The following is a 14,034-nucleotide window of genomic DNA, read 5'->3' on the forward strand; positions in this document are numbered from 1 at the left end:
ATAAAATCATTTCAAATAATATACACATGAAAAACAGAGGATTTATCGTGTTCATGACCGTTATAGTTACATTATTATGTATCTATTATTTGTCATTTACATTTGTTTCGAACGGCATAAAAGATGATGCTACTGCCTACGCTACAGATCAGGCAGGAAATATTGATTATTCAAAAAGACAGAATTACCTAGATTCAGTTTACAATATTCCTGTTTATAACCTTTTAGGTGTTGAGTTTACTTATAAGGAAGTTCAAGACATGGAATTGAACCTAGGACTTGATTTACAAGGTGGTATGCATGTTACTTTAGAAGTATCACCAGTGGATATCATCAAAGGACTTAGTGGAAATAATGAAGATGAAGCGTTGATTAATGCTTTAGAGACTGCAAGAGAAAGACAGAAAACTAGTCAAGGCTCTTTTGTGGATCTCTTTTACCAAGCTTTTAAGGAACAAAATCCTGATAAAAAATTAAGTGAATTCTTTGCTACCTCTGCTAACAGAGATAGAATAAGTTTTGAAACAGAAGATAGCGAAGTATTAAGAATCATTCGAACTGAAGTGGATGATGCAATAGATCGTTCTTTCAATATCCTAAGAACGAGAATTGACCGTTTTGGTACTTCTCAGCCAAATATTCAGAAATTGGAGAACACAGGTAGAATTCAAATTGAATTGCCAGGTGTTGACAATCCTGAAAGAGTGAGAAAATTATTGCAGGGTGTTGCAAAGTTAGAATTCTTGCAAGTTGTAGCGATCAATGAAGTATCTGATGCACTTGCAGCAGCAAACGAGATTTTAGTTGCAGAACAAAAAGCCAATCAGAAAAATGAACTAGGCTCTGATGATTCTACTGAAACATCAGAAGAAAGTGGCAATCTAGCAGATTTATTGCAAGACGAAGAAGCTGACACTACAGCAACTGAAGGACAAGAAGCCGATTCTGCGGATGCAAATCTAGATTCTTTAGAAAATGCTCAGAATGTATCACCACTATTCAGCTTGACTAGAAGTCAATATGGATTAGTTTATGAAGTTACAGATACTGCAAAGATCAATGATATCATACAAAGAGAAGATATTCAAGCGTTGTTCCCTAGAAACACAAGACTTTTATGGGATGTGAAGCCAAGAAAATTGGATGATGGAACAGAGCTTTTAGAGCTTTATGTAGTGAGGACTCAAAGAGGTAACCAAGCTTTATTAACTGGTGAAGTGGTTAATGATGCAAGACAAACATTTGATGAAGTTGGACAACCTGCTGTTGACATGAGCATGGATCCTACAGGAGCCAGAAAATGGGCGAAAATCACTAGAGAAAATATCAACAACAGAATTGCAATTGTTTTAGATAACTATGTGTATTCTGCACCGAATGTAACGCAAGAAATTCCTAATGGTAAATCAATCATTTCGGGTAATTTCACCATGGAAGAGGCTAAAGATTTAGCCAATATCCTAAAAGCGGGTTCTTTGCCAGCCCCAACCAGAATTGTGGAAGAAGCCATCATTGGTCCAACTTTGGGTAAAGAAGCTAGAGCACAAGGTATTATTTCTATTGTAGCTGGTTTGGCTATGGTATTGATTTTCATGGTTGGTTATTACTCTAAAGGTGGTTTTATTGCCAACATCGCTTTAGTATTTAATATATTCTTTATTTTAGGAATTTTAGCGCAGTTGAATGCAGCACTGACCTTACCTGGTATTGCAGGTATCGTATTGACAATTGGTATGTCCATTGATGCCAACGTACTAATTTTTGAACGTATCAGGGAGGAAATGCGAGCTGGTTCGCCATTATTGAAAGCCATTTCATCTGGTTATTCTAAAGCTTACAGCTCAATTGTAGATGCTAACGTAACCACTTTCTTAACTGGTGCTATTTTATATTGGTTAGGCCAAGGTCCTGTTAAAGGTTTTGCTATTACTTTAATGATAGGTATTGCATGTTCCTTCTTCTCAGCGGTATTTATCACTAGAGTTATTGTAAGTTGGATGAGCAAAAAAGGCGATCAAAGCAAAATTTCTTTTGCTACGCCATTCTCTAAGAACTTATTGAACAATATTAGTTTCAATTTTATGAGCAAAAGAAAAATGGCTTATATCGGTTCAGGAATCGTTATTGTAATTGGTATTGTACTAATGGTGACTAAAGGATTAACTTTAGGTGTTGATTTCACGGGTGGTCGTTCTTATGTAGTGAGGTTTGCTGAGCAAGTTGAAACTACTAGCCTTAAAGTTGCTTTAGATGGCAAATTAGAAGATGCTGGAACTGAAGTAAAGACTTATGGTGCTAATAACATCCTTAAAGTCACGACTTCATACTTAGTAAATGAAGAATCAACAGAAGCAGATAATACGGTTAAGACTAAAATCATTGATGGTATTGCGGAAGCAACTGGAATGAGCTATGTGGAAACGGAATCTGCCATGGGAGATAATGATTTCACAATCAGTGGTTCTTCGAAAGTGGGAGCCACCATTGCCGATGATATCAGAAACTCATCTCAGGAATCTGTGATATTTGCTTTGATTGCAATTTTCATCTATATCTTAATCCGATTTAGAAGATGGCAGTTTGGTTTAGGTGCAGTTGTGGCCTTGTTCCACGATACTCTATTTGTATTGTCAGCATTTGCGATAGCCAAATTACTAGGTTTCTCATTCGAAATAGATCAGGTATTTATTGCGGCAATCTTAACAGTAATTGGTTATTCCATTAACGATACTGTGGTTGTGTTTGATAGAATCAGAGAAACTTTAGGTATTAAATCAAAAGCAACTAATGAAGAAACCTTCAATACTGCGATTAATAATACTATAAGTAGAACTGTAATGACCTCATTAACTACTTTACTGGTTATCTTAATTCTATTTATTTTCGGTGGAGAAGTATTGAGAGGATTCTCTTTTGCTTTATTGGTTGGTATCTTAGTGGGTACCTATTCTTCAATCTTTATTGCAACTCCAGTAGTATTGGATTTAGCGAAGAGAAAAAAGAAAGCAGTAGAAGCTTAAAATTAAATTACACATCATAAAAAAGCCTTTCAGAATCTAATCTGAAAGGCTTTTTTGATTTTAACACTAGAGCCAGAATATATCGTCACTACGAGCAAAGCGAAGTACTCTAAAGCTTGCTTGTTTCTGCCATAATAGTTTCGGAATTACGGTAGTTGTATTTCCATCGCAAGGATGCACAGGTTGAGAAGGTATGCTTTATAGTGGACAGCGTATAATTACAGTATATTGCAAAAAAAATAGCACCAGATGACTATCTGATGCTATCTATTCTCTAAACAGAAATTCTATTTCTAAGCCATAGCCTCTTCCGGTTTATCTTCGTATTCAGATACCGGAATACAGCTGCACATTAAGTTTCTATCACCATAAGCACTGTCAATTCGGCTCACACTTGGCCAGAATTTGCTTTGACGAACTGATTCTAATGGGAAAACTGCTTTCTCTCTTGAGTAAGGTAACTCCCATTTCTCAGCTAAAGCTACCGACATAGTATGCGGTGCATTTTTCAACACGTTTTGCTGCGTATCTGCTTTTCCATCAGCTATTTCTTGTATTTCTTTTCTAATTGAAATCATAGCTGTGCAAAATTTATCCAACTCCATTTTACTCTCACTTTCAGTAGGCTCAATCATCATTGTGCCTGGCACCGGAAATGAAACGGTAGGAGAATGATATCCATAATCCATTAGTCTTTTAGCGATATCTTCTACTTCCACACCAAATTCTTTAAACGCTCGGCAATCGATGATCATTTCATGAGCAGCACGTCCTTTCTGATTAGTGTAAAGTACAGGATAGCTTCCCGCTAATTTCTCTTTAATGTAATTAGCATTTAAAATCGCTAGCTGGGTAGCTTTTTTAAGGCCTTGGCTTCCCATCATAGAGATATAAGCGTAACTTATAGCCAAGATGCTTGCACTGCCCCAAGGAGCAGCTGAAATAGCTGTAATAGCCTGATTCCCTCCTGTTGGCACCAACGGATTGCCCGGTAAGAAATCTTCTAAGTGTTCTGCCACACAAATTGGTCCCATCCCTGGTCCGCCACCACCATGTGGAATACAAAACGTTTTATGTAAATTCAAATGGCAAACATCAGCTCCAATATTAGCTGGAGATGTTAAACCTACTTGAGCATTCATGTTGGCACCGTCCATATAAACTTGACCGCCATTATCATGAACTATTTGACAGATTTCTTGAATACTTTCTTCAAATACTCCGTGGGTAGAAGGATAAGTTACCATTAAAGCAGCCAAATTATTTTTATACTCTTCAGCCTTTTCCTTTAGGTCCTCTAGATCAATATTCCCTTGATCATCACATTTTGTGATCACCACTTTCATTCCAGCCATTACCGCACTTGCAGGATTAGTACCATGCGCTGATGAAGGAACTATGGTTACGTTTCTGTGTTCATCTCCTCTACTTTGGTGATATGCTCTGATCACCATTAAACCGGCATACTCACCTTGAGCACCTGAATTAGGCTGCAATGAAGTAGCGGCAAATCCAGTGATTTCAGTTAGCATATTCTCCAACTTGATGAACATTTCTCTATATCCTAAAGCTTGTTCTTTTGGTGCATAAGGATGGATATGTGCCATTTCAGGCCAAGTGATTGGAATCATTTCAGCCGTTGCATTCAATTTCATAGTGCATGATCCTAAAGAAATCATAGAATGAACCAATGATAGATCTTTATTCTCCAGCCTTTTGATATATCGCAACATTTCATGCTCAGCATGGAACTGATTGAAAATTGGGTGCTCCATGAATCTGCTTTCACGAATCAACTGTTTTGGCCAGTCCAACTCTAATGAATCAACTTTATCCTCTACCGAATATTTATTAGCATCTTCATCTACTACCAAAGCGAAGATTTCAATTAATTCTTTTATATCATGAATACGAGTAGTCTCATTTAAAGCAATCGATACAGTATGAGTACCCGTTAAATTTAGATTGATCTTTCTTTCATATAAAATTGAATGAAGTTTCTCTCTCAATTTTTCAGATTCAAGTTGAACTGTAATCGTATCGAAGAAATTTTTATTAGTCACTTCATACCCTAAAGTAGTAAGACCATTCGCTAATAACTTTGTCAGGGAATGAGTTCTTACTGCAATTTTTTTCAAGCCAACAGGGCCGTGATAAACACCGAACATACCTGACATAATTGCCAACAAGACTTGAGCAGTACAAATATTAGAAGTTGCTTTCTCCTTTTTAATATGTTGCTCTCTAGTTTGAAGTGCCATTCTGTAGGCTTTATTTCCTTCTTTGTCTACAGATACGCCTATTATTCTTCCCGGAACTTGTCTTTTATAAGCCTCTTTAGTTGCAAAATAAGCAGCATGTGGGCCGCCATATCCCATAGGAATACCAAAACGTTGAGAGGTACCCACTACACAATCCGCTCCCATTTCTCCTGGAGGAGTTAATAAAGTCAATGCTAATAAATCAGCGCCAATAGTAGAATGGATATTATTTTCAGTTGCAGCCTCAATGATTGGCTTAAGGTCGATCACCTCACCTTTTAAGTTTATTTGTTGAGCGTAAAATCCAAAAATATCAGGATCGGTAACATCTAACTGAGATAAATCCGCAAATCTTAATTCAATTCCCATAGGATTAGCCCTAGTCTTAAGGATATCAACTGTTTGTGGGAAAGTATTTTCATCTACAAAGAAAACAGTGGCTGATTTCTTCTTGCCTTTTCTTAAGCCATAGAACATGCTCATTGCTTCGGCAGCAGCAGTACCTTCATCCAATAAAGAGGCATTAGCAATTTCCATTCCTGTCAAATCAATCACCATGGTCTGGAAATTAATTAAGGCTTCTAATCTACCTTGAGCAATTTCAGCTTGATAAGGTGTGTAAGCCGTATACCAACCCGGATTTTCTAATATATTTCTTTGAATTACACCTGGTGTATGCGTATTGTAATAGCCTAATCCTATATAAGATCTAAAGATTTGATTTTTTTGAGCGATTTCTTTAAACGACTCTAAAAATTCAAATTCAGTTTGCGCTTCAGGAAGGTTCAAATCCTTCTTAAGTTGGATAGCTTTTGGGATCGTTTCATCAATAAGATGTTCCAAAGAATCGGCTTTCACCATTTTCAGCATCTCCGATATTTGCTGATTATCCGGTGCATTATGCCTCACATCAAATCTTTCTTGGTACAGAGGGTTTAATTTCATAATATTTGAAAGTATCTTTAATAAAAATTTTAGATATTCACGGACTGTTTCGTGCCACAAAAGTACAATATATTATTTAGGATTTTTGTTCACTTTACAGTAAAAAATTTAAATAAATTTACCTTTAACCCCTTAATTATGAAGACTTTTTTCTCTACTCTTATGATGAGTTTCTTGGCTGTTAGTTTGCTGTCAGCTCAAGTCATGGAAAAGCAAGCAAGAAAATATGCTAAAACTATTTCAAATGATGACTTAACCAGACATTTAACAATACTGGCTTCCGATTCCTTAGAAGGAAGAGAAACAGGTAAAAAAGGCCAGAAAATGGCAGCAGAATATATTAAGAATCATTTTGAATCTCTAGGCTTGAAAGCGCCTGTTGACAATTCATATTTCCAAAAGTTTAATTTATATCAAACTTTTCGAGGGGACGCTGCAATGGTTGTCAATGAAAAAACTATTTCAAATCTTGGGGAAATGGTCTATTGGGCAAATGTTCCTTTCGAAAAGAAGGAAATCGACATTGTATATGTTAATAAAGCCCAAGAAGAAGATTTACAAGATATAGAGGCTGAAGGAAAGTTTTTGGCTTTTCAAGCTGAAGGACAGTTTACTCCTACATTAAAAATTATCGAAGACCTTGGAGCACAAGGAGCAATAGTTTTTGCAGAAGATAGTAGTAGAATGAATATGGTTTTACGTTATGGCCAATATTATGCTACTCATGGTGCATTATCTAGAACTAAGCCTTCAACTGAAGGGCTTGCAAGCTTAGTGATGTACAAAGAATTGGCGCAAGAAGTTTTTGGCAAACCTATTTCAGAATTGAAAATTGGAGATACTGCCTCTGCCGAGCTATTTGCTGAAATCAATACTGAAATAATGGAAACTGAAAATGTATTGGGCTACTTAGAGGGTACTGAAAAGCCAGATGAAATCCTTGTTTTAACTGCGCACTATGATCATGTTGGGGTTCAAGATGGAAAAGTGTATAATGGAGCTGATGACGATGCCTCTGGTACAACTGCAGTCTTGGAAATAGCCGAAGCTTTTGTAAAAGCAAAGAACGCTGGTCATGGACCCAAACGAAGCATTTTATTTATGCCTGTAACTGGAGAAGAAAAAGGTTTGTTAGGTTCTGCTCATTATGCAGAAAATCCTGTATTCCCATTAGAAAATACGGTTACCAATTTAAATATTGATATGATCGGACGAGTAGATTCTATCCATATGGATGACAGGGAATTTGTATACCTAATTGGTTCCAACAGAATTTCAACTGAATTGCATGAAATCAGTGAAAACATGAATAATAATTACACAAAACTGGAACTAGATTATACTTATAATGCTGAAGATCATCCAGATAGGATTTATTACCGTTCAGATCATTGGAATTTTGCAAAAAATGGCGTTCCAATCATTTTCTATTTTAATGGTACTCATCCTGATTATCATCAGCATACTGATACAGTCGATAAGATTGAATTTGATTTGTTAAAGAAGAGAACCGATTTGGTATTCTATACTGCTTGGGAAATTGCAAACAGAGACGAGCGACCTGCAATTGATCCTAAAGAAGAAAAAGAAGAAGAGGAAGAATAAATATAAGAGTTATGAAAAATAGACTATCAACCCTAGCATTAATACTTTTAATAAGTTCATGTGGATTAGTGGAAGTATGTACTACTTGTACAGAACAAAACACTCAAGTCAGTGATGAATTTTGTGGATCCCCTACTGAAGTGCAAGAACATGAAGATGAATTAAAAGAGCAAGGCCAAGCCTATAATCAAGATTGGGTTTGCACTGGAAGTTGATATTGATTGCCAAACAAAAAGATAAGCTGAAGTTTTCAGCTTATCTTTTTAATAAATTTTCGACTTCTATTCCTTTTTGAGCTGCAACAGCTTCAATAGCTCTTTTCAATTCAATTGAGGTCTCTTTACGAGTTTTATAAGGAAAGTATTGTAAACCAGTTTTATCTTTTATTCCAATTTTATAATAGCCCAATTCCACTTTTTTAACCTCATCCCAATTTATGAACTCAGGTTTTTTTAAAACACCAATTTTAATTTTTAAACCGTTTTGTGTAATAAGGAAATGAGGAGCATACTTTGAGGAAGGTGATAGTTCAAATTGAGCTCTAAACAAAAACATAATAGCAGATACAAAAAATAAAATACCAGAAATTATTTTAAAACTATCCTCAGCACCAGCATTGATAAAGCTGATAATATAGTAGAGAGAAGAAATCATCATCAATCCACCTGCAATGTAATTCAACTTTCTAACAGTGCTTTCAGACATACTACTATCGCCTGATCCTAAGGTTATTCTCTGACTTTTCTCTATTGATTGTGTTTCCATTGGTTCCGGAGTACGGTTAATAGTTCTTCGTAAACTTCTGACGAGCAAGATACTATTTCTCTTCCAAAAATGAAATCATCATCACCATTGAAGCGAGAAACTTTGCCACCTGCTTGTTGCACGATAAAAGCTCCTGCTGCCACATCCCAGGCGTTGAGATTGTATTCGAAATAAGCTTCATATCTTCCGCAAGCCACATAAGCTAAATCCACTGCTGCACTTCCAAATCTTCTTAATCCATGGGTGTTTTGCATCAAATGCTTGAGAATGGATAAATAGTCATCCATTTTGTCAAAATCATTATAGGGGAAACCGGTAGCAATCAAACTTTGAGATAAATCTAACCCTTGAGATACTGAGATTGGCTTTCCATTTAATCTTGAATTTTCACCCTTTACAGCTTCAAAGCATTCATCTCTATTGATCTCTAATACAATCCCCGAAACCAGCTCATTATTTTGTTGTAAGGCAACGCTTATGGAGTAGACCGGCAGACCATGAACAAAATTTGTAGTGCCATCCAAAGGATCAATTATCCAATTATAAGTGTCTCCTTTTTTATTGGAAGTACCTTCTTCCGCTATAAAACCTGATTCAGGTAGAATTTTTCCTAAACCTTCCACTAAGCGTTTTTCGGCTTCTTTATCTACATAACTGACCAGATCATTAAAACCCTTATGCTCTACCTTGTTAGTATTGAAGTTTTCTGATTCATGCTTTATGAATTCTCCTACTTCTTTAACTAGTTTTATGGCTTGATGATGGATAGTATTCAAATTCATTAGGTATTCATTTTTTTGGTCCTATACAATAAATTAAAAGACTTAAAGGCAAAATATAAAACAATAGGCAACACGGCTACATGCATGGCTTGTGGTAAAGTATAGAAAAAACCTAAAACCATAAATTGAAAAATCCCGAATATAGCATAAAATGCCGTATGCCACTTTTTGGCTGGTTTTTTGAACAATAAAAAAGCAAGAACTACATTTAGGGGAAACGCCCATATCATGTTCCAGTTATTAACCGTAGCCATATGATCTGATAAAAACCATAAAAAGAAGATTAGACAGCCCACAAGGCCAGTAATGATAAATAATAATCTATTAAACCAAACATCACTTAGTTTAGATTTATGGTGCCTTACACTTAAGAAAATCCCAAATAGACAAAGAAACCAAGTAACATATTCAGGTAGAATTTGAAAGCCCACACTAGCTTGCTCTTCTTCTGCCTCGTAAATAATAATTTTATCCTCCACTATTGGTTTCCCATTATAAGTAGCCTCATCAAAATGCATCATTAACATATCAGGCAAAAACATTTCATTTCTTTTATCTGCAATTTCATCGGTGGGTTGACCCAAAACCAGATCAATTCCGAAGTCTTGCCATGGTTTATTGGCTAAATAAATGTCCAGATATTCTCTAAAAGTAAGTCCTTCTGCATCTCTCTCCCAAACTAGTCCCTCCCCCAAAACATCTTCTAACAAATCACGGAAGCGGGTTGAACAATTATCAAAGAAAAAGTCATATTGATAAAATCTATTTTCTGGCTTTATATTATTTAAGAGGAAATTATAAATTTCATTTTTCTGAGCTATGCTCAAACTGAGCTTTTGTTGAATAACAGTTCTTTTTTCTGCTTTAGCTGAATTAACAAGATAGGATAATCTGCCAGCTGAGAGCATGTAATCTAGTTTTCCTCTCACAAACTTCATGTAGAAGCCAGGAGTGTCAAAATCAAAAGTACCGTAATTAAAAACAACACTTAATCCTGTACTTTCATCTTCTATCCAAAGTGCAGAATGTCCAAATCCTGAATAAAGCTCATCACCCGGAGCTACTGTAATCAAGCTCATTTCAGCCATTTCAGAAAGTCTAGTTTGACCAAAAGCTCCAACTGAGGCAAACATCAGTAATCCTAATAATAGTTCTTTAATCATGATTTAGCATTTAATACCAATACAATTTCTCCTTTAGGGGCAGTCTTTTCAAAATGTTCAATTAAGCCCTTAAGTGTATCCGTTAGCGTCTCTTCATATAGCTTTGTAAGTTCTCTGGAAACAGAAGCCATACGGTTCTCTCCCATTACTTCAGCCAATTGCTTTAAAGTTTTGAGTAAACGGTGAGGGGATTCGTAAAAAATAATAGTCCTATCTTCCTCCTGCAAATTTTCAATTCTAGTCTTTCTGCCTTTTTTGTGAGGCAAAAAACCTTCAAATATAAATCGATCGTTAGGAAAGCCTGATTTGATGAGGGCAGGAATTAAAGCAGTAGCTCCAGGGAGAGATTCTAACTTTATATCATTTTTCAAGGCTTCTCTGGCCAATAAAAAACCCGGATCAGAGATTCCGGGTGTTCCGGCATCGGATATTAATGCCATTACTCTTCCAGCTTTTAATTCTTCAATTACTTGTTCTACTTTTTTATGCTCATTATGAATATGAAAGCTCTGCAGCGGCTTTTTAATATCATAATGCTTGAGCAGTTTCCCAGAAGTTCTTGTGTCTTCTGCTAGTATTACATCTACACTATTGAGGATATTAACTGCTCTATAAGTCATATCCGCCAAATTGCCAATTGGGGTGGGCACCAAGTACAATTGAGTTTCTGATTGCTCCATCCCCAAAATTAAAGATTTTATTAAACTAAATTATCAATTTCGTCAGCTAGCTTCTTATCTTTTTCTGTAATCTTGTTCCCTTCATCATGCGTAGTCAATTCAAAGCTAACTTTATTGTAGACGTTTGACCAATTAGGATGATGTCCCATTTTCTCAGCAACTATTGCTACTTTGGTCATAAAACCGAAAGCTTCAGTAAAGTCTTTAAATTCAATTGTTCTTTTTAACGTATTGTTTTCTTCTTTCCACATATCATTTTCCTTTTGTATTTCTAACCACTATGAAAAAGATTTGTTACAGTCCTGCAGATTATAAAGCAATCACTCCTTCAACTTTATTAGTTTCTAAATACTTCTCAATAATCTGCTCTGCGGAACTGGCCAACATCTTAATAGTTAAACTAACATATTTCCCCTTACTTGAAGGCTTTACAATCACTTCATGATTCTCAAATATATCTTTAATCTCTTCTTGTTTTTCAGCTTCTACAATAAACTTGAACATATAAAGACTAGGCCATTCCGAAACAGCTTCCAATTTTTCCCTGAATGATTGAATATCTTTTTCTGTACTCATACTTGTAAACTTTTAATCATAAAAAAAGGGGCTAAAAAGCCCCTTAAAATATTAAATACATAATAAATTAATAGAACTTATATCTTTCATCTACTATTTCTGCTTTTTCTTCAATCGCAGATTTAATAGCAAATGATACATTATTACTTCTGTTTTGTGCTAATTGATCCTTATAAGAAGTATAATCAGCAATTTCAGGTGCTGGAGTTCTATTCAACACTTTTACGATTACTATACCATTATTTGCTTCCAAAGGTTGCGATTGAGTGTTCAATTCCATTCCAAAAATAGTACCTATAACTTTAGGAGCTTGCCCCACATTTGGCAATGAATTGGAAGAAATATTTACATCGTTAGAAGTATACACATTTGCATCTGCACCGTAAGCGCTGGCCATTTCATTTAGTGTACCTGATAATCCCGATAATTTCTCTTTGATAATCTCTCCTTTTTGTTTCTCCTTCACTGCTCTAGAAACCAAGGCTTTCACTTCTTTGAAATCAGAAGTCCCTTTTTCGGTTTCACTAGTTAAAACAGCCACAACAAAGTGAGTATTTGTTTCAAAAACATCAGACACTTTTCCTTCAGAAGCATCAGTAAATGCCCATCTAACAATTTCTCTAGCCGAACCTAATGTCCCAATACTTCTTTGATTAGGAGACATTTTACCCGAACTTCTGACACTATAATTATTTTCCTCGGCAGCTGCAGTGAATTCGGCATAATTTTTATTTGACGCAGCAAACAAATCCGCTTTTCTGTATAATCTATCTCTAGTAGTTTCAGTAGGAATAATGTCTCTGTGAATAGTTGCTATCTCGTAAGTTTTAGCTGTTTTCTCTTCCGTTACTTTAATAATATGATAGCCATATTGCGTTTTGATGACCTCATTAATAACACCAGTTCCTGATTTAGCAAAAACGGCCTCATTAAACTCATCTACCATTTGTCCTTCTCTGAACCAACCTAAATCACCACCTCTTGTAGCAGATGGTCCATCGCTAAAGTCTTTAGCAAGTTCTGCAAAGTCTTGACCACTTTGAGCCTTTTGCAATACTTCCCGCGCTTCCTTCCTTGCCTGTGCATCAGCCTCATCGCTATCATCTTCTGCTTCAATCAAAATATGACTTGCTTTTACGGAAGAAACGGTATCTTCAAAAATCTTAGATGCTTTATAAAGCACGTAAGCTCCTTCATCAATAAATGGCCCTAAAACATCGCCTTCCTTAATGATATTAGTGTTAGAAGCTAATATTTTTGGGAGCTGAGCAATCGGATAGGTTCTGTACGAATTACTTCTATCAGAATTTAAACGAGCAAATGCCGAATCGTCATCAACCTTCTGGAATTCAGTCTTAAGCTCTTCAATTTCCTCTCTCATCATGGTAGAATCTTCACCGGAAGGAAGTAATTCAATACTGATATAGCTAATTGTTCTAGAAGCATCTGTTTTATACTGATCTTTATGCTCATTGTAGTAGCTTTTTAATTCTGAATCTGTTGGCGTAACCAATGAATCCACTACTGAATAAAAAGGCACATATAAATACTCTACCTCAGCATTCTCTGTCTCTTTCTTATAGGCTCTTTCAGCTTCTGCTTTAGTGATATATGTAGAACCTCCTAATAACTCATCATATTTTGCTCTTGCTCTTGCAGGAACTAATGATGATTCAAAAGAGTACCACTGAGCTTGTTGTTCAGCTGGAGCCTGCGCAATATTTCTAATCATATTGACAACTTGCTCTTTATTGAACTCCCCTGTTTCAGGATTTGTAAAGTTTCGTTTCACTATAGGGCTGATGTTATCGCCTTGAACCATGTCTACCAATTCTTCATTGGTAACTTCCAAGCCTAGTTCATCATACTGCTCTTGAAATGCCTTCTCGATAATTAGAAAATCCCATGCTTGCTGACGGATAGAGTTCATTTCCTGATCGGAAGGTGCTCTACCGTTTCCAGCCCTGAAATTATTTCTGAATTCTTCCACTTTACGCTGATATTCAGGTAAATTGATAGTTTTACCAGCGATTTCTCCAACATCATTGGATCTTCCGCCACCTAATAGCATTGAGTCTGGCCCAAGCAAATCAGTTAGCAAGAAAGCTAAAATGGATAATCCTATTAGGGCGATCAATACCGACCCCATCTTTACTCTTAATGTATTAAATACTCCCATGTTTGTTTATTTCAAAGATTCGCAAAATAATAGTATAAATGATTAATATCAAAGTGAT

Annotated in this window: 11 protein-coding genes; 3 read left to right on the forward strand and 8 right to left on the reverse strand. The window is 35.9% G+C overall.

Annotated features, from left to right (window positions below; all coding sequences use genetic code 11):
- The first annotated feature begins 26 nt into the window (after positions 1–26).
- Positions 27–3,020 (forward strand): protein translocase subunit SecDF, encoded by a 2,994-nt coding sequence (gene secDF / locus FTRAC_RS10005; protein ID WP_013454124.1) that lies wholly within the window; start codon positions 27–29, stop codon positions 3,018–3,020.
- A gap of 293 nt (positions 3,021–3,313) precedes the next feature.
- Here secDF and gcvP read toward each other — a convergent pair whose 3' ends face one another.
- Positions 3,314–6,226, reverse strand: coding sequence for an aminomethyl-transferring glycine dehydrogenase (gene gcvP / locus FTRAC_RS10010; RefSeq protein ID WP_041649712.1), 2,913 nt, complete (start codon positions 6,224–6,226; stop codon positions 3,314–3,316).
- 138 nt (positions 6,227–6,364) lie between these two features.
- On the opposite strand from gcvP, the gene FTRAC_RS10015 reads away from it, so the two are divergent.
- Together FTRAC_RS10015 and FTRAC_RS19695 are read left to right on the forward strand one after the other, a co-directional pair.
- A complete protein-coding gene (locus FTRAC_RS10015; protein ID WP_013454126.1) occupies positions 6,365–7,831 on the forward strand; it encodes a M28 family peptidase in 1,467 nt (488 codons plus the stop codon).
- Between the two features lie 11 nt (positions 7,832–7,842).
- Positions 7,843–8,046 (forward strand): hypothetical protein, encoded by a 204-nt coding sequence (locus tag FTRAC_RS19695; protein ID WP_013454127.1) that lies wholly within the window; start codon positions 7,843–7,845, stop codon positions 8,044–8,046.
- Between the two features lie 40 nt (positions 8,047–8,086).
- Here the strand turns inward: FTRAC_RS19695 and FTRAC_RS10020 are convergent, their stop codons facing one another.
- From FTRAC_RS10020 to FTRAC_RS10050, 7 genes are all read right to left on the reverse strand, one after another.
- Positions 8,087–8,596, reverse strand: a complete 510-nt coding sequence (locus tag FTRAC_RS10020; RefSeq protein WP_013454128.1) for a hypothetical protein — start codon at positions 8,594–8,596, stop codon at positions 8,087–8,089.
- Complete coding sequence (locus FTRAC_RS10025; RefSeq protein WP_013454129.1) at positions 8,578–9,378, reverse strand: inositol monophosphatase family protein; 801 nt, start codon at positions 9,376–9,378, stop codon at positions 8,578–8,580. Before FTRAC_RS10025 ends, FTRAC_RS10020 begins: the two co-directional genes overlap by 19 nt.
- Positions 9,378–10,541: a lipoprotein N-acyltransferase Lnb domain-containing protein gene (locus tag FTRAC_RS10030; protein ID WP_013454130.1), complete on the reverse strand. Its 1,164-nt coding sequence runs from the start codon at positions 10,539–10,541 to the stop codon at positions 9,378–9,380. Before FTRAC_RS10030 ends, FTRAC_RS10025 begins: the two co-directional genes overlap by 1 nt.
- Positions 10,538–11,221 carry a 16S rRNA (cytidine(1402)-2'-O)-methyltransferase gene (gene rsmI / locus FTRAC_RS10035; RefSeq protein WP_013454131.1) on the reverse strand — a complete coding sequence of 228 codons (684 nt, stop codon included), beginning with the start codon at positions 11,219–11,221 and terminating at the stop codon, positions 10,538–10,540. Before rsmI ends, FTRAC_RS10030 begins: the two co-directional genes overlap by 4 nt.
- Before the next feature lie 20 nt (positions 11,222–11,241).
- A complete protein-coding gene (locus tag FTRAC_RS10040; protein WP_013454132.1) occupies positions 11,242–11,472 on the reverse strand; it encodes a 4a-hydroxytetrahydrobiopterin dehydratase in 231 nt (76 codons plus the stop codon).
- A gap of 58 nt (positions 11,473–11,530) precedes the next feature.
- On the reverse strand, positions 11,531–11,797 hold the full coding sequence (locus tag FTRAC_RS10045; protein ID WP_013454133.1) for a DUF493 domain-containing protein: 267 nt from the start codon (positions 11,795–11,797) through the stop codon (positions 11,531–11,533).
- A gap of 67 nt (positions 11,798–11,864) precedes the next feature.
- Complete coding sequence (locus tag FTRAC_RS10050; protein WP_013454134.1) at positions 11,865–13,976, reverse strand: peptidylprolyl isomerase; 2,112 nt, start codon at positions 13,974–13,976, stop codon at positions 11,865–11,867.
- Positions 13,977–14,034: the final 58 nt, after the last annotated feature.

It is taken from the genome of Marivirga tractuosa DSM 4126, assembly GCF_000183425.1.
Taxonomy (GTDB): Bacteria; Bacteroidota; Bacteroidia; order Cytophagales; family Cyclobacteriaceae; genus Marivirga; species Marivirga tractuosa.